Origin of the sequence: Pseudomonas umsongensis, assembly GCF_002236105.1 — a bacterium.
GTDB lineage: Bacteria > Pseudomonadota > Gammaproteobacteria > Pseudomonadales > Pseudomonadaceae > Aquipseudomonas > Aquipseudomonas umsongensis.
In genome coordinates this window covers 372,740-391,678 of the sequence record NZ_NIWU01000004.1, presented here as the reverse complement: position 1 = coordinate 391,678, position 18,939 = coordinate 372,740, and the positions used below count along the sequence as shown (strand labels likewise).

The 18,939-nt window shown below is 59.5% G+C and carries 17 protein-coding genes and 1 tRNA gene; 10 read left to right on the top strand and 8 right to left on the bottom strand.

The genetic code is table 11. From position 1 onward, the window contains the following. Positions 1-159: 159 nt before the first annotated feature. The 3 genes from PSUM_RS21505 (at position 160) to PSUM_RS21495 (ending at position 3,951) form a co-directional block, all read left to right on the top strand. Positions 160-957, top strand: coding sequence for a helix-turn-helix transcriptional regulator (locus PSUM_RS21505; RefSeq protein ID WP_050511579.1), 798 nt, complete (start codon positions 160-162; stop codon positions 955-957). A 48-nt stretch (positions 958-1,005) separates the two neighbouring features. Beyond that, positions 1,006-2,388, top strand: coding sequence for an aspartate aminotransferase family protein (locus tag PSUM_RS21500; protein ID WP_020795744.1), 1,383 nt, complete (start codon positions 1,006-1,008; stop codon positions 2,386-2,388). Between the two features lie 183 nt (positions 2,389-2,571). Continuing rightward, positions 2,572-3,951, top strand: coding sequence for an APC family permease (locus PSUM_RS21495; protein ID WP_083350008.1), 1,380 nt, complete (start codon positions 2,572-2,574; stop codon positions 3,949-3,951). 162 nt (positions 3,952-4,113) lie between these two features. Here the strand turns inward: PSUM_RS21495 and PSUM_RS21490 are convergent. The 4 genes from PSUM_RS21490 to PSUM_RS21475 all read right to left on the bottom strand — a co-directional run bounded on the left by PSUM_RS21490 (position 4,114) and on the right by PSUM_RS21475 (position 7,851). Next, positions 4,114-4,189 (bottom strand) — tRNA-Phe (locus PSUM_RS21490). Between the two features lie 103 nt (positions 4,190-4,292). Continuing rightward, positions 4,293-4,565: an oxidative damage protection protein gene (locus PSUM_RS21485; protein ID WP_033043799.1), complete on the bottom strand. Its 273-nt coding sequence runs from the start codon at positions 4,563-4,565 to the stop codon at positions 4,293-4,295. Beyond that, positions 4,562-5,629, bottom strand: a complete 1,068-nt coding sequence (gene mutY / locus PSUM_RS21480; protein ID WP_083350009.1) for an A/G-specific adenine glycosylase — start codon at positions 5,627-5,629, stop codon at positions 4,562-4,564. The genes PSUM_RS21485 and mutY overlap by 4 nt, the downstream gene beginning before the upstream one ends. Further along, positions 5,626-7,851, bottom strand: coding sequence for an AsmA family protein (locus tag PSUM_RS21475; RefSeq protein WP_020795740.1), 2,226 nt, complete (start codon positions 7,849-7,851; stop codon positions 5,626-5,628). Before PSUM_RS21475 ends, mutY begins: the two co-directional genes overlap by 4 nt. Before the next feature lie 407 nt (positions 7,852-8,258). Between PSUM_RS21475 and PSUM_RS21470 the strand changes: the two genes are divergently transcribed. The 7 genes from PSUM_RS21470 to PSUM_RS21440 all read left to right on the top strand — a co-directional run bounded on the left by PSUM_RS21470 (position 8,259) and on the right by PSUM_RS21440 (position 14,098). Continuing rightward, positions 8,259-9,923: an OFA family MFS transporter gene (locus PSUM_RS21470; protein ID WP_020795739.1), complete on the top strand. Its 1,665-nt coding sequence runs from the start codon at positions 8,259-8,261 to the stop codon at positions 9,921-9,923. A gap of 292 nt (positions 9,924-10,215) precedes the next feature. Beyond that, positions 10,216-10,809 carry an imidazoleglycerol-phosphate dehydratase HisB gene (gene hisB, locus PSUM_RS21465; protein WP_007939452.1) on the top strand — a complete coding sequence of 198 codons (594 nt, stop codon included), beginning with the start codon at positions 10,216-10,218 and terminating at the stop codon, positions 10,807-10,809. Then, positions 10,809-11,447 carry an imidazole glycerol phosphate synthase subunit HisH gene (gene hisH / locus PSUM_RS21460; protein ID WP_020795738.1) on the top strand — a complete coding sequence of 213 codons (639 nt, stop codon included), beginning with the start codon at positions 10,809-10,811 and terminating at the stop codon, positions 11,445-11,447. Before hisB ends, hisH begins: the two co-directional genes overlap by 1 nt. Next, a complete protein-coding gene (locus PSUM_RS21455) occupies positions 11,447-11,704 on the top strand; it encodes a DUF2164 domain-containing protein (protein WP_020795737.1) in 258 nt (85 codons plus the stop codon). Before hisH ends, PSUM_RS21455 begins: the two co-directional genes overlap by 1 nt. A gap of 42 nt (positions 11,705-11,746) precedes the next feature. Beyond that, positions 11,747-12,484, top strand: coding sequence for a 1-(5-phosphoribosyl)-5-[(5-phosphoribosylamino)methylideneamino]imidazole-4-carboxamide isomerase (gene hisA / locus PSUM_RS21450; protein ID WP_020795736.1), 738 nt, complete (start codon positions 11,747-11,749; stop codon positions 12,482-12,484). A gap of 9 nt (positions 12,485-12,493) precedes the next feature. Next, complete coding sequence (gene hisF, locus PSUM_RS21445) at positions 12,494-13,264, top strand: imidazole glycerol phosphate synthase subunit HisF (protein ID WP_007897430.1); 771 nt, start codon at positions 12,494-12,496, stop codon at positions 13,262-13,264. Positions 13,265-13,342: 78 nt separating this feature from the next. Next, entirely contained in the window at positions 13,343-14,098 is a 756-nt protein-coding gene (locus PSUM_RS21440; protein ID WP_083350010.1) for a substrate-binding periplasmic protein, read from the top strand. A 52-nt stretch (positions 14,099-14,150) separates the two neighbouring features. Here the strand turns inward: PSUM_RS21440 and PSUM_RS21435 are convergent, their stop codons facing one another. The 4 genes from PSUM_RS21435 to PSUM_RS21420 form a co-directional block, all read right to left on the bottom strand. After that, positions 14,151-15,374 carry a Vps62-related protein gene (locus tag PSUM_RS21435; RefSeq protein WP_033043802.1) on the bottom strand — a complete coding sequence of 408 codons (1,224 nt, stop codon included), beginning with the start codon at positions 15,372-15,374 and terminating at the stop codon, positions 14,151-14,153. A 113-nt stretch (positions 15,375-15,487) separates the two neighbouring features. After that, positions 15,488-16,255, bottom strand: coding sequence for a divergent polysaccharide deacetylase family protein (locus tag PSUM_RS21430; protein WP_083350011.1), 768 nt, complete (start codon positions 16,253-16,255; stop codon positions 15,488-15,490). A gap of 1 nt (position 16,256) precedes the next feature. Next, on the bottom strand, positions 16,257-17,576 hold the full coding sequence (locus PSUM_RS21425) for a S41 family peptidase (protein WP_083350012.1): 1,320 nt from the start codon (positions 17,574-17,576) through the stop codon (positions 16,257-16,259). Between the two features lie 34 nt (positions 17,577-17,610). Further along, positions 17,611-18,906 (bottom strand): murein hydrolase activator EnvC family protein, encoded by a 1,296-nt coding sequence (locus PSUM_RS21420; RefSeq protein WP_033043805.1) that lies wholly within the window; start codon positions 18,904-18,906, stop codon positions 17,611-17,613. Positions 18,907-18,939: the final 33 nt, after the last annotated feature.

Sequence of the window (18,939 nt, the reverse complement as noted above, 5' to 3'; positions counted from 1 at the left end):
TGGTCGACTCACCCTATCGGGTGATATCGGCAGTTTTCCGAGCGTGGGAACATCATTTCAACCCCGGCACCAGTCACCTCGTGTCGTTCCCAACCGTTCTTTTGGCGAGTCTTTGAAGTGGAAAACGATCGGTTTGTTTCTGCGCAATGGTTCGAACAGATGGCCAAGGTGACCGAGAGTATCGGTCAACCGGGATTCACCGCGACGCTGTTCGAAACCCTGGGCTGTATCTGGCCCATTCAGGCGACGACGCTGTACCAGTATCCGCATGGCGGCATGCCCAGCGCGCTGTTCGAACTTGACGGCCCCTGGCTGCCGCAAGGCAATGTGCGCCAGTATCTGTCCGGGTTCTATCTGCTCGACCCGTTCTACGGTGCCTGTGTAGAGGGCTTTAGCTCCGGTTGCTACGACCTTGCTGATGTCGCTCCCGACCACTTCGAGCTCAGCGAGTATTACCAGTCGTTCTATCGGCACTCGCACCTTCAGGATGAGTTGAACTACATCCTGCAGTTGTCTCCCGGGCTGAGCCTGGCTGTCTCGCTGGCGTTCACGGAAAAACTGGACGCCGCCACGACGCAGCAGTTCAAGCGCATTGCGCCCTGGGTCCTGACCTTGCTGAAAAAGCATTTTGTCGGCCTGGACACGCGCGGCGCTCGTTTCGAAAACCTGTTGGAGCAGCGCATCCACTCGGCACTGGATAACTTCGGCTCGTCGATCCTGACCGAGCGCGAATGTCGAATCGCGCAACTGATCCTGCGTGGCCATTCGACCCGCTCCCTGGCCGAGCGCCTGGGGGTGTCGGAGGACACCATCAAGTCTCACCGTAAAAACGTCTACTGCAAGCTCGACATCGGCACGCAATCGGAATTGTTCTCACTGTTCATCGATTCGTTGGCCGAAGCCCAGGGCGTGCTCAGCAAAGACCCGCTTGAAAGCTACATGAGCAAGAGCCGCTGAACGGACTTGCTCCCCCTCGCGTGACTACCAACAAAAGAGAAAAAAGCCATGAATGCACCCTTCGAACCGAAACGGCAGACTCAGGATTATCAGAAGTCCGATGCCGCCCACCATATCCATGCGTTTGTGGATCAGAAGGCGCTCAATGCCGAAGGCCCTCGAGTGATGGTACGCGGCGAGAGACTGTATCTCTGGGACAACGATGACAAGCGCTACCTGGACGGCATGTCGGGCCTGTGGTGCACCCAGCTTGGCTACGGTCGCAAGGACCTGACCGCCGCGGCGGCTGCGCAGATGGATCAATTGCCGTACTACAACATGTTCTTCCACACCACACATCCAGCGGTGATCGAACTGTCCGAGCTGCTGTTCAGCCTGCTGCCGGGCCACTACAGCCACGTCATCTATACCAACTCCGGCTCCGAAGCGAACGAGGTGCTGATCCGTACCGTTCGCCGTTACTGGCAGGTCGTCGGCAAGCCACAGAAGAAAATCATGATCGGCCGCTGGAACGGTTATCACGGTTCGACCCTGGCAGCCACTGCGCTGGGCGGGATGAAGTTCATGCACGAGATGGGCGGCCCGATTCCAGACGTCGCGCACATCGATGAGCCTTACTGGTACGCCCAGGGCGGCGAGCTGACCCCGGCCGAGTTCGGTCGTCGCTGTGCCCTGCAACTGGAAGAGAAGATTCTTGAGCTGGGCGCCGAAAATGTCGCGGGCTTTATCGCCGAGCCTTTCCAGGGCGCAGGCGGCATGATTTTCCCGCCCGAGAGCTATTGGCCGGAAATCCAGCGCATCTGCCGCCAATACGATGTGCTGCTGTGTGCCGATGAAGTGATCGGTGGTTTTGGTCGCACGGGCGAGTGGTTCGCACACCAGTATTTCGGTTTCGAGCCGGACACCCTGTCGATCGCCAAGGGCCTGACTTCCGGTTACGTGCCGATGGGTGGCCTGGTGCTGGGCAAGCGCATTGCCGATGCGCTGGTGGAGCAGGGCGGCGTCTTCGCCCACGGCCTGACCTATTCCGGACACCCGGTCGCGGCCGCGGTAGCGCTCGCCAACCTCAAGGCGTTGCGTGACGAAGGCATCGTGCGCCAGGTGAAGGAGGATACCGGACCGTACTTGCAGCGGATCCTGCGCGAAGTGTTCGGCAACCACCCGATGATCGGCGAGATCCAGGGCGCGGGCCTCGTCGCGGCCTTGCAGTTCGCTGAGGACAAGGCTACGCGCAAACGCTTCACCAACGAAAACGATCTGGCGTGGCAGTGCCGCACCTTTGGTTTTGAAGAGGGCGTGATCATTCGTTCGACCTTGGGCCGCATGATCATGGCGCCGGCACTTGTGGCAACGCGCGCGGAGCTGGACGAGCTGGTTGAAAAGACCCGTATCGCGGTAGACCGCACTGCACGGATCGCGGGAAAGCTCTGAGCTCATCTGTGGGCCAGGCATGCTCGGGGCGGTGATCAACAGCGTTGCATCGCCCTGTATGCCTATCGATTGAACAAGTGGCTGTCGGAAATCGGGCAGCCCACCCTTCAGCAGATCATTCACTAACGGTAACCGTTCTTCGGATACCGCAGCGTCCTGCATTCAAATTTTCAGGAGTCAGCAATGAATACAATAACAAGCGTGGCCGACACTCCTTCCCATCACTCCCCATCGGAATCGGTTTCGCCAGGCAGGTTTCGACAATCCCTGGGTCTTACCGCGCTGGTCCTCTTCGGCCTGGCGTACATGGTCCCGCTGGCGGTGTTCACCACCTATGGCCTGGTGACCCAGATGACCAAGGGCCACTTGCCGACCGCCTACCTGCTGACCCTTGCCGCCATGCTGCTGACTGCCTACAGCTACGGACGCATGGTGCAGGCACATCCGTATTCGGGATCGGTGTACTCCTATACGCGTAAGGCCTTCGGTAGCTACTTTGGCTTCATGGCCGGCTGGACCTTGTTGCTGGACTATATCTTCCTGCCGCTGCTCAGTTATCTGCTGATCGGCATCTACATGTCCGAATACTTCCCCGCGGTTCCCGCTGCGGTGTGGGTGGTCGGCTCCATTGCCCTGGTGACCTTCCTCAACCTGATCGGTATCGAATCCATCACCCGGGTCAACTTGCTGCTCGTGGTTGTCCAGTTGGTCTTCATCGTCGTGTTCGTGGCGTTGTCGATCCATAACCTGGGGGATCAGTCGGAGCCGGTTTCGTTGCTCGCACCCTTCCATCACGAGGGCTTCAGCGTTCCGCTGATCATGACCGGCGCAGCGGTCCTGTGTCTGTCCTTCCTCGGCTTCGACGCCGTGTCGACCATGGCCGAGGAGACGCCCAACCCGCGGCGTCTCATCCCCCTCGCCATCATGGTGGTGAGCCTGCTCGGAGGCCTGCTGTTTGTCCTTGTTTCGTATTTCGCGCAAATGGTCTATCCACAATGGAACACCTTTGCCGACCCGGACTCGGCGTCGCTGGACGTCATGCGCCGCGTGGGGGGTGAACTGCTGGTGACCGCCTTTACCGCCACCTACGTGGCCGGGTGTTTTGCCTCGGCGATGGTCTCCCAGGCCAGCGTCTCCCGGGTGCTGTTCGCCATGGGTCGGGACGGTGCGCTGCCGCGGGTGTTCGGCAGGCTGGTCTCGAAGAAGCGGGTGCCGGCCACGGCGATCATGCTGGTCAGTCTGTTCTCGCTGATTGCCCTGTTCATCACCCTGGATACCGTGGCCAACATGATCAGCTTCGGCGCGCTCTTCGCGTTCTCGGCGGTGAACCTGGCGGTGATCAAGCATTACCTCGTCGACCAGAAGATGCGCGGCCTGCGCAATTGCCTGATCTACGGTCTGGTGCCGGCCCTGGGCTTCCTCAGCACCATTTGGCTTTGGACCAGCCTGTCCAGCATGTCGTTCATGATTGGTCTTGGCTGGATGGGGTTAGGGTTACTTTGTTTGATGGGCGTTACGCGTGGGTTCCGGATGAAGCTGCCGGAGTTGCAGATGGCGGAGTGAACGACTGCTGAGGCCGGGCTACTCCAGCCGCCCCTTGTGATCGCTTGCCAAGCTTTCACGGGGGGGCATGCAAGGGTACAAAGCCTGAAAAGCAAAAAACCCGCACTAGGCGGGTTTTTTGTGTGCTTCCAGGTGTGCTTGGCATCACCTGAAAACGGAAGGTGGTGCCCAGAGACGGAATCGAACCGCCGACACGGGGATTTTCAATCCCCTGCTCTACCGACTGAGCTATCTGGGCAACGGGGCGCATTAAACGGGTTTTTCAGAGGGTCGTCAAGCAAGTTATCAAAAAAATTTAATTATTACCGTCGCTTACGATCCGACCCCCCGATTTCACGGGCTTACTCGGCAGGCGGAACGTAGCCTTCGGCCTTGGCGTAATCCTCGCCGGAGAAGTACTTGTCCATCTCGCCCTGAAGATATTTGCGGTCTTCGGCGTTCATCATGTTCAGGCGCTTTTCGTTGATCAGCAGCGTTTGGTGTTTTTGCCAATCGGCCCAGGCCTTGGCCGAGACGTGGTCAAGAATGTCCTGGCCTTTGGCACCCGGGAATGGAGCGCGCTCCAGGGCGGGCAATTCTTCTTTGTACTTGCGGCACATGATGGTGCGGGTCATGACGACTCTCCTGCGTTCAATACGGCAGCCGCGCGTTCGAGCAAGGTCTTGACCGGGGCGGCAAGGCCCAGGCGCGGCGGGGTGGCGAGGTTATACCAGAGCCAGTCGGCCTCGGCCACGTGCTGGCCGGCCTTCTGGACCTGAACCAGCCAGGGTTCGATGGATAACTGGAAATGGCTGAAGGTGTGCACCAGGTTCGGCAGTGCCTGCGGGTTGCCCAACTCCAGCGAGTGCTGCGAGGCGAGATGTTGCAGGTCGTCGAGGTCATCGAGTTCCGGCAAGCTCCACAAGCCGCCCCACAGGCCCGTGGAAGGTCGACGGTAAAGCAGGATCGCACCTTCAGCATTGGCAAGCATCGGCATCAGCGTGCGTTTCTGCGGGATGGCTTTGCGTGGCTTGGGAATCGGGTAGCGGGTTTCCAGGCCGAGCATGTGCGCTTCACAGCCTTTTTCCAGCGGGCAGAGCAGGCAGCTCGGCTTGCTTCGGGTGCAGAGCGTGGCGCCCAGGTCCATCATCGCCTGGGTGTAGGCGTTCACCCGATCGTGCGGTGTAAAGCGCTCAGCGTTCGCCCATAGCTGTTTGGCGACCTTCGGCTCGCCCGGGTAACCCTCTTGCGCGGTAAAGCGTGCCAGAACGCGTTTGACGTTGCCGTCGAGGATCGGCGCGCGCAGGCCCATGCTGATACTGGCGATCGCACCCGCCGTGGACAGGCCGATGCCGGGCAGGTCGGTGAGTTTTTCCACGTCCCGGGGGAATTCACCGCCGTACTGCTCGACGACGATTTTGGCAGTCTTCTGCAGATTCCGCGCGCGGGTGTAGTAACCAAGGCCCGTCCACAGGTGCAGCACTTCGTCCTCGGGCGCCGCCGCCAGGGCTTCGACCGTCGGCAGCGAGGCCATGAACCGGTCGAAGTAATTCAGCACGGTGCTGACCTGGGTTTGTTGCAGCATGATTTCCGAGACCCACACCCGATAAGGGGTGATGCCCTGTTGCCAGGGCAAATCGTGGCGGCCGTGGCGGTCGAACCATTCCAGCACCGCCAATGAAAACTGCTCGGCTCTCATCGCTTGAACAGCCCCTTGAGTGCGTCCTTGAGTTCCGGGCTGACCTTGTCGCCCAGTTTCTCGTCGATTTTTTCGCTGATGCGCTCGCCCGCCAGTTTGCTCGCGACCTGGCCCATGCGTTCGTTATCCAGGCGGCAGGCCTTGGCGCCGAGCTCCAGTGGGCCGCGGCAACGCAACGGCCACTGGATGCCGACAAATTTCTCGCTCACCTGGCAGGCCGGGTCCGGCATGTCGCTCTTGTCGCCTTCGACAATGATGCCCACGCGATAATCCATGCCCAAGACCCGCAGGTCGATGTCGCCGTCGCCGTTGACGGTCATGCCCGGGATGCGCACTTTCAGGTCCGGGTTGCTCGCGACGCCGTTTCGAAAGGTCAGGTTACCCTTGAGCTCCTGGAACGGTGTGTCCTTGCCCCTTGGCTCGCCGCTGAGGGACTTGCGGTTGAGCGTGGCGATGCCTTTGCACAACTGTTGTTCGAGGTTGGCATTGAGCAGCACGCCATTGTTGATGACGAAACTGGCGTTGCCATTAAGGGTTTCGATCAGCGCTTTCTGGCTGTTGCCGCTACCGGTGAGGGTGCTGTTGAGTGTTACCAGGCCTTTGACCGGTGGCTCCTTGCCCTGGCTTTCGAGGATTTTTTCCGCTGGCACCCGGCTGATTTGCGTCTGCATGTTCAGCACCGGCGCCTGCTGGCGCACATCAAGGGTGCCTTTGGCTTCGAAGTTGCCCTCGTACAGGTCGCCGCGCAGGCTGCTCAGCGTCAACAATCCACCCTGGCCGTTGGCCTTGAGCACCGCGTTGTGGATCGGCAGTTTTTCCAGGGTTAACTGGCCGAAGGTCAGGTCGGCGTCTACATCCAGCTTGCTCAGGCGTTCCACCGGCAGCAGGCGTTCGTTGCTCCAGGCTTCTTTGGTTGGGGATTGCGGCAGGGGTGTGCTGCCGGCCCCGGCCATGGCATCAGCTTCGGTGCTGGCGACTTCGGCCTGACGCACTTGCTTGGCGCTGTTAGCCTCGGCCGACTTCGGCGCCAGGTAACGGTCGACGTTGAAGGTGTCCGCCTTGAGGGTTGCGCGCAGGGATTGCTTGGCGAAATCCTCGACAGCGATGCGACCGGTAAAGGTGCTGTCGTCGACTTTCAGGTTGATGTCATCGAGCGTGAGGCTGGAGGGCGTGCCGGTCAGGCGCGTGGCCAGTTCGACCTTGCTCAGGCTGCCTTCGGCCATCGCCGGGAGTTTCTGGCCGATGCTGTCGACGAATTTCGCCAGGTCGAACTGGGCAATCGACAAGCCGCCGTTAACCTGCGGGGTTTTATCGAGGTCATTGACCTTCAGCTCGCCCAGCGCTCGCAGTTGGTTGGCGGAGACCTTGATCCCGGTCCACTCGGCGACGTTGGCAGCCTTGTCCAGCAACAGCTGGCCTTGCGCAGCGAAGGTCACGGTCTTGCCTTGCAGCGGATCGCCGGCGACTTCACCGGACAGCTTCATGTCTTCGAGCTTGTAGCGCTGCAGCGCGCGTTCGAAACGCAATTCGCCGTTGAGCTCGGTGCGCACCCGCAGAACCGGCTGGTTGGTGCCCAGGAACGCGGTGAGCTTGACCGGGATGTTGGTGGAGTCGTGCACCGGCCCGGTACTGAGCTGGATGCTTTCGGCGCTGAATTGCTTGCCGGTTTTTTCGTCGCTGTATTCCACGCGGGCGTTGTTGACGGTCAGGCTGTCGATGTCCAGGCGAATGGGCTGTGCCGGTTTTTCCGCCTGGGCGGTGGTTGGCTGCTCAGGTTCGCTGGTGGCATCGGCAGGCGTGGCCGTGGTTGCAGGCTTGGGCACCTTGCCGATGTCTTCCCAGTTGCCGTGGCCATCTTTGTCGCGGTTCAGGCGCAGGTTCAGGCCTTCGACGCGCACATCGCTCATCTGCACCTCGCGGCGCAGCAATGGCAGCACGCGGACCGACAGGCCGAGCATCTGCAGGTCGGCGAAGGGCTCGGCGGGCTTGGCCAGGGTAGCGACCGCTGCATCGTGCAGTTCCAGGCCCAGCCAAGGGAACAGGCTCCAGCCGATATCGCCATTGAGCGTCAGCTCGATGTGGGCCTTGTCGCGGGCAATCTGGCGTATCTCGTCTTTGTAGTCGTTGGGATCGAAGAGGTGGGTCAGGGCAAAGCCCAGCGCCACTACGATCAGCAACAGCCCGAGAAGTACCAGGCCCAGGATTTTGCCGAACGCTTTCATGGGCGAGTCCTTGTAGTTAGTCGAATTCGAAATTTAGCCGGGGAGTATAGCGCTCCGCAGCGCCCGACCGGGCAGATCACAAGGACAGAGCGTCGAGCATCCAGGCAAAAAGTGATTTTGCCTGCGTGTAGACAGGATCTGTACCGGAGAAGAAGTGGTTAATCAGTTCGACAATGATCGCAAGGGAGGTTCCTTCAGTGGTACGAAAACGGACAACTTCGAAAACGTGATGTCAGTTTGGTTTTTCGATCATTGGCAAATGCTACCCTGCACCGGTTCGTCCGCCCCTCTGCGACGTGATGTCGCAGGAAAAACGAGCTTTTCCCTAAAAAACGGTCATGTCTGCGTGCATTAAGGCTGAGGGTGAAAGTGGCAGGCGAACACTACTGACAATTGGGGGATAAACAATGACCACGAGCATCACGGCAGACGGCCTTCAAGCCGGCCAGCCCGCGTTCCTTTCCAAGGAGCGCATTATCGCCAGGCCCGGTTTCAACCGATGGCTGGTGCCACCGGCCGCGCTGGCTATCCATCTGTGTATCGGCATGGCGTATGGCTTCTCGGTATTCTGGTTGCCGCTGTCCAAAGCGCTCGGCATCACCGCACCAGTGGCTTGTGCGCCCGACATGAGCTTCATCGCTCAAGTGTTTTCTTCGCAATGCGACTGGCCGATTTCGATGCTCGGCTGGATCTACACCCTGTTCTTCATCTTCCTGGGTTGCTCGGCCGCCATCTGGGGTGGCTGGCTGGAGCATGCCGGGCCGCGCAAGGCGGGTGTCGTCTCGGCGCTGTGCTGGTGCGGCGGTCTGCTGATTTCCGCGCTGGGGGTCTATACCCACCAGATCTGGCTGATGTGGATCGGCTCCGGGGTCATTGGCGGTATCGGCCTGGGCCTGGGCTACATCTCGCCGGTGTCGACCTTGATCAAGTGGTTCCCGGACAAGCGCGGCATGGCGACCGGCATGGCGATCATGGGTTTCGGCGGGGGTGCAATGGTCGGTGCGCCCTTGGCGGCGGCGTTGATGAGTCATTTTGCCTCGCCCACCAGTGTCGGCGTGTGGCAAAGCTTCCTGGTCATGGCTGCGATCTATTTCGTGTTCATGATCGGCGGCGCGCTGTCCTATCGAGTGCCGCCGACCGGCTGGAAGCCTGAAGGCTGGACGGCACCTGCGAAAAAAGCCTCGAACGCGATGATCACCCACCGTCACGTGCACGTTAACGTGGCGTGGAAGACGCCACAATTTCGCCTGGTATGGCTGGTGTTGTGCCTGAACGTATCCGCCGGTATCGGCATCCTCGGCATGGCTTCGCCACTGTTGCAGGAGGTTTTTGCCGGCAAGTTGCTGGGCAATGACCTGACATTTGGCCAACTGGACGCCTCGCAACTGGCTTCGATTGCCGCCATCGCTGCGGGCTTCACCGGTTTGCTGAGCCTGTTCAACATCGGCGGGCGTTTCTTCTGGGCCTCGTTCTCGGATTACCTGGGCCGTAAAAACACCTACTTCGTGTTCTTCGCCCTGGGCTTTGCTTTATACGGACTGATTCCGAACCTTGGGCATCTGGGCAGTGTCGCGCTGTTCGTGGCAGCCTTCTGCATCATCCTGTCGATGTACGGCGGTGGTTTTGCCACGGTCCCCGCTTATCTGGCGGACCTGTTCGGCACGCAAATGGTCGGTGCGATCCACGGTCGCCTGCTGACGGCATGGGCGGCGGCAGGTGTGTTGGGTCCGGTGCTGGTGAACTACCTGCGTGAATATCAGCTGAGCATCGGCGTCGAGCGTGCAGCGGCGTACGACATCACCTTGTACATCCTGGCGGGCCTGCTGGTACTGGGCTTTATCTGCAACCTGCTGGTGCGTCCGGTGGCCGACAAGTACTTCATGACCGACGCCGAGCTGGCTGCCGAACAGGCTCTGGGTCACGACAAAGGGGCTGACAGCAGCACCGTGCTGGAGTGGAAAGCCGATGCCGGCACCAAGCCGTTGGCGGTAGCTGCCTGGCTGGTGGTGGGTATTCCGTTGGCATGGGGTGTGTGGGTGACGCTGCAAAAAACAGCGGTACTGTTCCACTAAGAAGCTGAGGGTCTGGCCTGACATCTTCAGGCCAACACCAACCCCTGTGGGAGCGGGCTTGCTCGCGATTGCGGTCTGACAGTCGACAGAGATGTTGAATGTGCAGCCCCTTTCGCGAGCAAGCCCGCTCCCACATTTGTCTGGTGGTGCCTGAAAATGGCTTGTATGGACATGTCTATCCCCGACGACCGGGGATTCTATCCGTCAGCGATATCACCTCCCGTGTTTCTGTTTCGCGCCCGCGCCCCTATAATGGTTGCCTTTTTCGCCCAATGATTTTGCGGAGCTGGTGATGGCCGAACGTATGGCGTCAGTCGAGCGCGACACTCTGGAAACCCAGATCAAAGCCTCGATCAACCTGGATGGCACCGGAAAGGCCCGATTTGATATCGGTGTACCTTTTCTTGAGCACATGCTGGACCAGATCGCCCGTCACGGGCTGATCGACCTGGATATCGTCAGCAAAGGCGACCTGCATATCGATGACCACCACACGGTGGAAGATGTCGGTATCACCCTGGGTCAGGCATTCACCAAAGCCATCGGCGACAAGAAAGGCATCCGTCGCTACGGCCACGCCTACGTGCCGCTCGATGAAGCGCTGTCGCGCGTGGTAATCGACTTCTCCGGCCGCCCTGGCCTGCAGATGCATGTGCCGTATACCCGCGCCACCGTCGGCGGTTTCGATGTTGACCTGTTCCAGGAATTCTTCCAGGGCTTCGTCAACCACGCCAACGTCACCCTGCACATCGACAACCTGCGTGGGCACAACACCCACCACCAGATCGAAACTGTGTTCAAGGCTTTCGGCCGCGCCCTGCGCATGGCCGTGGAACTCGATGACCGCATGGCCGGGCAAATGCCTTCGACCAAGGGCGTCCTGTAATGCAGACAGTCGCGGTTATCGATTACGGCATGGGCAACCTGCACTCGGTGGCCAAGGCCCTCGAGCACGTGGGGGCTGGCAAGGTCCTGATCACCAGCGATGCGAACGTGATTCGCGAAGCCGACCGGGTGGTTTTCCCCGGTGTTGGCGCGATCCGCGACTGCATGGCGGAGATCCGTCGACTGGGTTTCGATTCACTGGTACGTGAGGTCAGCCAGGATCGTCCGTTCCTCGGCATCTGCGTTGGCATGCAGGCCTTGCTCGAACACAGCGAAGAGAACGACGGCGTCGACTGCATCGGCCTGTTCCCGGGCCAGGTGAAGTTCTTCGGCAAGGATCTTGTCGAGGACGGCGAACACCTGAAAGTCCCGCACATGGGCTGGAACGAAGTAAAGCAGAAGGTGAGTCACCCGCTGTGGCACGACATTCCAGACATGGCGCGGTTTTACTTCGTGCACAGCTACTACATCGCCGCCGGTAATGCGCGGCAGGTGGTCGGTGGCGGTCATTACGGGGTCGACTTTGCCGCAGCGCTGGCCGAAGGCTCGCGTTTCGCCGTGCAGTTCCACCCGGAGAAAAGCCATACCCATGGCCTGCAGTTGCTGCAGAACTTCGCCGCGTGGGACGGTCGCTGGTAATGGCGGTCAAGAAGAAGCCGCCGATCCTGACCCTCACTCCTGAACAGGAGAGTGAGGCCAATCACAAGATCAAGCGCTTCATGGAGGATCGCTTCGAACTGGACCTGGGTTCGTTCGAAGCGGCCGAAATCCTTGAGCTGTTCACCCGCGAAATTGCTCCTCACTATTACAACAGGGCGATATTCGATGTGCAGGCGCACCTCAAGGAGAGGTTCGAAAGCATCGAAAGCGACCTGTGGGCGCTCGAGAAAAACTGATTTCCGAGCCAAGCTGAACATTCAAATTTGAAGGTTTGCCAGATGCTGATTATTCCCGCTATCGATCTTAAAGACGGTGCCTGTGTTCGTCTGCGCCAGGGCCGCATGGAAGATTCCACAGTGTTCTCCGATGACCCGGTGAGCATGGCTGCCAAGTGGGTGGAGGGCGGTTGCCGTCGTCTGCATCTGGTCGACCTGAACGGTGCGTTCGAAGGCCAGCCGGTCAACGGCGAAGTGGTCACCGCGATTGCCAGGCGCTACCCGAACCTGCCGATCCAGATCGGCGGTGGCATCCGTTCCCTGGAAACCATCGAACACTACGTGAAAGCGGGCGTGAGCTACGTGATCATCGGCACCAAGGCCGTGAAAGATCCGGCCTTCGTTGCCGAAGCCTGCCGCGCGTTCCCGGGCAAGGTAATTGTCGGCCTGGACGCCAAGGACGGTTTCGTCGCTACCGATGGCTGGGCTGAAATCAGCACCATCCAGGTGATCGACCTGGCCAAGCAATTTGAAGCCGACGGCGTGTCCGCCATCGTTTATACCGACATCGCCAAAGACGGCATGATGCAGGGTTGCAACGTGCCGTTCACCGCTGCGCTGGCGGCTGCCACGAAGATCCCGGTGATCGCTTCCGGTGGCATCCACAACCTGGGTGACATCAAGACCCTGCTCGACGCCAAGGCGCCAGGCATCATCGGTGCGATCACCGGTCGTGCGATTTATGAAGGCACCCTCGACGTCGCTGAAGCGCAAGCTTTCTGCGATTCGTACAAAGGCTGAGGACTGACCATGGCGCTGGCCAAACGCATCATCCCTTGCCTGGACGTGGATAACGGCCGGGTCGTCAAAGGTGTGAAGTTCGAGAACATCCGTGACGCGGGCGACCCGGTGGAGATCGCCCGTCGTTATGACGAGCAGGGTGCCGACGAGATTACTTTCCTCGACATCACTGCCAGCGTCGACGGTCGCGACACCACGCTGCATACCGTCGAGCGCATGGCCAGCCAGGTGTTTATCCCGCTGACCGTGGGCGGTGGCGTACGCACCGTGCAGGACATTCGTAACCTGCTCAATGCCGGTGCGGACAAGGTCTCGATCAACACCGCTGCTGTGTTCAACCCGGAATTCGTCGGTGAAGCGGCGCAGCACTTCGGTTCGCAATGCATCGTGGTTGCCATTGATGCGAAGAAGGTCTCGGGACCTGGCGAAACCCCGCGCTGGGAAATCTTCACCCACGGCGGGCGCAAGCCCACCGGGCTCGACGCGGTCGAATGGGCGAAGAAGATGGAAGGCCTGGGTGCCGGTGAGATCCTCCTGACCAGCATGGACCAGGACGGCATGAAAAATGGCTTCGACCTGGGTGTCACCCGCGCCATCAGCGATGCATTGGGCATTCCGGTGATCGCTTCCGGCGGTGTCGGCAACCTGCAGCACCTGGCCGACGGCATTCTCGAGGGCCACGCCAGTGCAGTGTTGGCAGCGAGTATTTTCCACTTCGGTGAATACACCGTTCAAGAAGCCAAGGCCTATATGGCCCACCGCGGTATTGTGATGCGCTGAACAAACCGGTACAGGCCAGTGGACATCATGGCGGGCTCAGGGCACTCTTGAGTACGCCATGGATTTCGGTAGCCAGACATGTTTAAACGCATTCTTCTTGTCCTCGCCAGCGCTTCCTTGTTGCTCATCAGTAGCGCACGCGCCGCCGACAGCTCCACCAAGGAACTGGTGTTGCTGACGGAAAACTTCCCGCCGTACAACATGGCCAAGAACGGCAAGAACTTCGCTCAGGACGAGAACATCAATGGGATCGCCGTGGACATCGTCCGCGAGATGTTCAAGCGCGCCAACGTCACTTATAGCCTGACCCTGCGTTTCCCCTGGGAGCGTGTCTACAAACTCGCGCTGGAAAACCCCGGTTACGGAGCATTCGTGATGGCCCGTTTGCCGGACCGCGAGCGGCTTTTCAAATGGGTCGGGCCGATCGGTCCGGATGACTGGATCATGCTGGCCAAGGCTGACAGCAAAATCTCCCTCGAGACCCTGGAGGACGCGCGCAAGTACAGGATTGGCGCGTACAAGGGCGATGCGATTGCCGAGACGCTCGCCAAGCAGGGCCTGAAGCCCATCGTGGTGCTACGTGATCAGGATAATGCGAAGAAGCTGGTCAGCGGACAGATCGACCTGTGGGCCACCGGCGACCCGGCCGGGCGCTATCTGGCGCGCCAGGACGGGGTAAACGGGCTGAAGACCGTGTTGCGTTTCAACAGCGCCGTGCTGTACCTGGCGCTGAACAAGGACGTACCGCAGGCAACCGTCGCCAAGTTACAGGCTGCACTGGATCAAATGCGCAAGGACGGCGTGGTCGACGAGATCATGGGGCGGTATCTATAGTTGCTGCTGGAATTTCTACTGGTTAAAGGGTGGGTGTGACTTCATCCGTCTTTTAAGATGAGAATTCAGTCAGGTGTAAATTGCTCATGTCGGTGTAATTAAGCTCTGTAGTGACTTGAGTTCTGTCTTCGCGCAGCAGTCTGTAGTTACTCTGCATTTGATATACCGCCACAGTTCTGTTTTTCGAGACGACGATAAAGACTTCTGTGGCAGCATGGGCGGACCATCCGCCTGACTCATCAGAATGAGCAAATTTCTTGTCCAATCTCCCCGAAAAGTTGATGAGAGGCGCCTGCACGTTGATTGGCCATTCACTATCGAATTCGATAGACGTGACGAGGGCGAATGCCGTCAGGCTTTGACGTGTCTGAACTCTGTGTACTATCCACTTGAAGGTTTTACTCGCGGCGTCTTCATTATGGCCGCTTCCCACGAGCACATACTGGTCTGTCCTCTCCAAGAGGTATGAAGGCGTTGTGCGTAGTTGCTCAATCGGGCTCAGAACCGGGTCTATTACGGTAAACCAGGGAAGTTTGGCGATGTAAGTGGTTTCGGCTTTTTCGAGTTGTGTAGGCTGCCCGATCCCGGACAGTACTGGTGCCTGCAGCTGGGGGTTGATTTGAAGCGGGATGCTCATTCGCAATGAATAAGTAGTGAGTGTCGTCGGTTTGGAATAGCCTCTAACACCGGCAAAGGTACCGGGTGAAATGTAGATTTCACCGTTTTGCGCGATGGGTGGGCAGATGCTCCAAGCGCTGAGATCCTGTCGCGCACCACTGCTTTTATCGCTCCAGATCAAGTTGCCGACAGTTGAGGCTACTACCAGGTCCTCCCTGATGCATCGAACCACGTTGAGCGAAGGTTTTTCACGGTCGGAACACACCATCCCCATTGCAACGTAGCCATCGGGAGGGATCGGGCGCCAAATCGTGCAGTCCGCAACGGTTGTTGAGCCTGCACTTCTCCAGACTTGTTCGAAGTCGATAGGTGGGCTGAGTGCATTAACTTTGGTGCTTTCTCCACTTTTTGGTCCTTCGCAGACGACCACGGCCACTTTTTTACTATTAATACTGTCATGTCCAGGAATGACTAAATCGCCCAGAGAGAAATAGCCCGGCAGCAAATCAGGGGCTGGCGCAGCGCGCCAAAAGGTTGCGGGCTTCGCTTGTGATCGCCCGCTGTCCCAGAGTCGCTGAAACTCTGTCGTAAAGTTGATTAGCAAGTTATCGACTTTTATCGAGCCTATTGGTTTTGTAGCGCTGTTCTCGGTGTTCATGGTTATTCCTGATATGTAAAAGGCGACTCAGGGCCGCGACCTGTTGCAGGTCTCAATATCTGGAATTGGAAGAGGTGTCGGGCGGTAGCTATGTATAGGTGCGTGGCGAGTTGTTACCGGTAAATTCCGTCTTTGCCATGGGCAACCATGGCGCGATTGCCGCGCACACTGACCATCTGCTTGATATCAATCCACTCGATGCCCTGAGCCTTGAGCTTGGGCAGTTCACGCTCCAACACCGCCAGCGTCTGTGGATACGGATGCCCGATCATCACCGCCGAACCCTGCTTACGCGCAAGGCTGATTGCTGTCTGCAACTGGGTGAAAATTGCCGCTTCAGTGCGCTCATCATCCAGAAACACATCACGCGAAATACTCGCCAATCCAATCTTTTGCGCTTCGGCCGCCGCCACGGTCTGCGCACTGGTGCGACTGTCCAAGAAGAGCTTGTGCCGACGCTGCAGGTCAGCCATCAACCAGGCCATGGCCGGTCGCTGGGCGGTCATGCGGCTGCCCATGTGGTTGTTGATGCCAGCGGTGTAGGGTACGACCTTGAGCGCTGCGTTCAGGCGTTTCTCGAGCTCTTCGACAGGCAAGTCGGGATGCCAGGCGAACGGACCGGTGGCCGGGTCCATGGGCATGTGCAGGATGACGATCTTGCCGGCACGATGGGCTTCGCGGGCGAATTCGGTGGCGTGAGGGGTGTCGGGCATGATCGCCGCCGTCACCGGCCCCGGAAGGGCCAGCACCTGGCGATCCCGGGGCAGGTTTTGCCCCAGGTCATCGATGATCAGGCTGATATAAGCCTTTTGAGGGGCGGGTGCAGCGTGAACAACACCCGCCAGGCAACACAACAGCCCCAGGACTACCCGCGCAAGCATCTCAGCGGCCGGACGTGATGCTCAGCCCTTTGAGCAGGCTCAGGGCCTGGGCCAGTTGATAATCGTCGTCTTGCGGCATCGGCTTGGACTTGCCGCCGGAGCTGCTTGGTTTGTCGGCGCCACCGTTGCCGTTGCCCAGGTGACCTTGCAGGTCGGCTTCCTTGAAGTAGTCGCCGTCTTGCTCGTTGGTGATCTTGGCCTTGCGCACTTCGATGTCCGGGACGATACCCTGGGCCTGGATCGAGCGGCCGTTGGGCGTGTAGTACAACGCGGTGGTGATCTTCAGTGCTCGGTCGTTGTTCAGTGGCAGCACGGTTTGCACCGAGCCTTTGCCGAAACTCGGCGTACCCATGATCACCGCGCGTTTCTGGTCTTGCAGGGCGCCGGCGACGATTTCCGAGGCCGAGGCGCTGCCGCCATTGATCAGCGCGACCATTGGCACGGCTTCGCTTTCGTCCTTGCCGGTGGCAGAGAAACGCAGTTCGGAGTTGGCGATGCGACCCTTGGTGTAGACGATCAGGCCCTTGGTGATGAAATGGTCGACCACTTCCACCGCCGATTGCAGTACGCCGCCCGGGTTGTTGCGCAGGTCGAGGATGATGCCGTTGAGTTTCTTGCCGTTGTCTTTGCGCAGCTTCGCCAGGGCCTTGGACACTTCTTCGCCGGTCTTGACCTGGAATTGGGTGATGCGGATGTAGCCATAGCCGGATTCGAGCAGCTGGCTCTTCACGCTCTTCACCTGAATGATGGCGCGGGCCAGGGTCACATCGAATGGCGTACCGCCGTCACGTACCAGGGTCAGGGTGATTTTCTGGCCGATCTTGCCGCGCATCTTGTCCACCGCTTCGGTCATGCTCTGTCCGCGGGTGGGTTGGCCGTTGATCTTGACGATGAAGTCGCCTGCCTGGATGCCAGCCTTGGAGGCCGGTGTGTCATCGATTGGCGACACCACTTTGATAAAGCCGTCCTCGGCGCCGACTTCGATGCCCAGGCCGCCGAATTCGCCACTGGTGCTTTCCTGCAGTTCAGCGAAGTCTTCTGGTCCCAGGTAGGCGGAGTGCGGGTCAAGGTTGCTGAGCATGCCCTTGATCGCGTTTTCCAGCAGGGTCTTGTCGTCTACCGGTTCGACATACGCGGCCTTGATCCGATCCATGACCTCGGCAAAGGTGCGCAACTCTTCCAGCGGCAGTGGCGCCTTGGTGGTCGCGGCAGTGCCCGCAGGCGCGACTGCCGGGGCCGGTTGAGCGGCGAACGCCAGAGGCGCGCCGATCACCAGGGCGATCGCCAGGGCCAGCGAGGTAAGGCGGGACAAATGCAGCATGTCGAACGAACTCCTAATGTAGGTGACTCAGCGCCTATCCTTGCGCGCGGCACCATTGCGCCGGATCACTCGGGTGACCCTGCTGACGAATAGCAAAGTACAGCGCTGGTGTGTCCTGCCCGCCACTGTTACCGACAGTGGAGATGGATTCACCGGCTTTTACCACGTCACCCGCAGACTTGAGCAGTGTCTGGTTGTGACCATAAAGACTCAGGAAACCGTTGCCGTGGTCGAGAATCACCAGCAGCCCGGCGCCGCGCAACCAGTCGGCGAACACCACTCGACCGCCATGCACCGCATGCACCGCACTGCCTGCAGAAGCGCCGATCATTACGCCGTCCCACTTGGTCCGGGCGTCGTCGCCACGGCTTTCACCGAAGCGCGCCAACAGTCGACCATCGACAGGCCATGGAAGTTTGCCGCGAGTTGAAGCAAATGCGCCGCCAAAGGTTTCACCGGAACTGGAAACCAGTGGGCCGGGTGTCGATTTAACCGGTTTGCGTGGGGCATCGTCGTTGGCATCTGCCAGCGCCTGGGCCTCACGTAAACGCTTTTTTTCGGCTTCCTGCTGGGCGATCAGCGCTTTTTGTCGCGCCTCTTCTGCCTCACGAGCCTGGCGGGCCAAGGTTTCTTCAATAGTTTTAAGGACTTTAGACAGGTCTGCCTGGTCCTGCTCACGGGCTGCCAGTTTCTGGTCGCGAGCCTTCACGTCGTCGTTGAGCTTGGCCAGGACTTGCTGGCGCTCCTGACGTACCTTCTCGAGTTCGCTACGCTGGGTTTCCAGGCTGCTTTGCTGTACCAGCAATTGCGCCTGCTGCAGGCCGATGTCTTTTTCGACATTGGCGAGCTGGCGCAGGGTTTCGTTGAAATTCTTCAGCTGCTCCAGGCGAGCCTGGCTCAGGTAGTCGTAATAGGTGAGCGTGCGGGCGAACTTCTCTGGGTTCTGCTGGTTGAGCAGCAGTTTCAAGTATTCCTGCCGGCCGTTCTGATAAGCCGCGCGGGCCTGGATGGCAATCAGTCGCTGTTGTTCAGTGCGCGCGCTCTGGAGTTTTTTTTTCTCTGCATCGAGTCGTTGCAACTCGGTTTCGCTTTTCTTCAGCTCTTTTTGCAGGGCGTCGACCTGCTTCTCGAGCTTGCCCATCTCGGTTTCAGTGCCCTTGAGGTCTTTCTGCACGCCGGACTTTTCTTCCTGCAGCTTGCCCAGCAGTTTTTTCAACTCGGCAATGTCCTGGCGCGTGGCGTCCAATTGTTGCTGGGTTTGCGCGCGCTCATCGGCGAAGGCCGGCTGGAGCAGGCAAGTCAGGGCGAGGGCTATCAGGACGCGGAGCATAGAGGCGGGCGACACCAAAGAAAGGGACGTCCT

Coding starts and splice junctions, on each gene's coding strand:
- PSUM_RS21505 (WP_050511579.1), top strand. CDS start 160: ATGGCCAAGGTGACCGAGAGTATCGGTCAACCGGGATTCACCGCGACG.
- PSUM_RS21500 (WP_020795744.1), top strand. CDS start 1,006: ATGAATGCACCCTTCGAACCGAAACGGCAGACTCAGGATTATCAGAAG.
- PSUM_RS21495 (WP_083350008.1), top strand. CDS start 2,572: ATGAATACAATAACAAGCGTGGCCGACACTCCTTCCCATCACTCCCCA.
- PSUM_RS21485 (WP_033043799.1), bottom strand. CDS start 4,565: ATGACCCGCACCATCATGTGCCGCAAGTACAAAGAAGAATTGCCCGCC.
- mutY (WP_083350009.1), bottom strand. CDS start 5,629: ATGAGAGCCGAGCAGTTTTCATTGGCGGTGCTGGAATGGTTCGACCGC.
- PSUM_RS21475 (WP_020795740.1), bottom strand. CDS start 7,851: ATGAAAGCGTTCGGCAAAATCCTGGGCCTGGTACTTCTCGGGCTGTTG.
- PSUM_RS21470 (WP_020795739.1), top strand. CDS start 8,259: ATGACCACGAGCATCACGGCAGACGGCCTTCAAGCCGGCCAGCCCGCG.
- hisB (WP_007939452.1), top strand. CDS start 10,216: ATGGCCGAACGTATGGCGTCAGTCGAGCGCGACACTCTGGAAACCCAG.
- hisH (WP_020795738.1), top strand. CDS start 10,809: ATGCAGACAGTCGCGGTTATCGATTACGGCATGGGCAACCTGCACTCG.
- PSUM_RS21455 (WP_020795737.1), top strand. CDS start 11,447: ATGGCGGTCAAGAAGAAGCCGCCGATCCTGACCCTCACTCCTGAACAG.
- hisA (WP_020795736.1), top strand. CDS start 11,747: ATGCTGATTATTCCCGCTATCGATCTTAAAGACGGTGCCTGTGTTCGT.
- hisF (WP_007897430.1), top strand. CDS start 12,494: ATGGCGCTGGCCAAACGCATCATCCCTTGCCTGGACGTGGATAACGGC.
- PSUM_RS21440 (WP_083350010.1), top strand. CDS start 13,343: ATGTTTAAACGCATTCTTCTTGTCCTCGCCAGCGCTTCCTTGTTGCTC.
- PSUM_RS21435 (WP_033043802.1), bottom strand. CDS start 15,374: ATGAACACCGAGAACAGCGCTACAAAACCAATAGGCTCGATAAAAGTC.
- PSUM_RS21430 (WP_083350011.1), bottom strand. CDS start 16,255: ATGCTTGCGCGGGTAGTCCTGGGGCTGTTGTGTTGCCTGGCGGGTGTT.
- PSUM_RS21425 (WP_083350012.1), bottom strand. CDS start 17,576: ATGCTGCATTTGTCCCGCCTTACCTCGCTGGCCCTGGCGATCGCCCTG.
- PSUM_RS21420 (WP_033043805.1), bottom strand. CDS start 18,906: ATGCTCCGCGTCCTGATAGCCCTCGCCCTGACTTGCCTGCTCCAGCCG.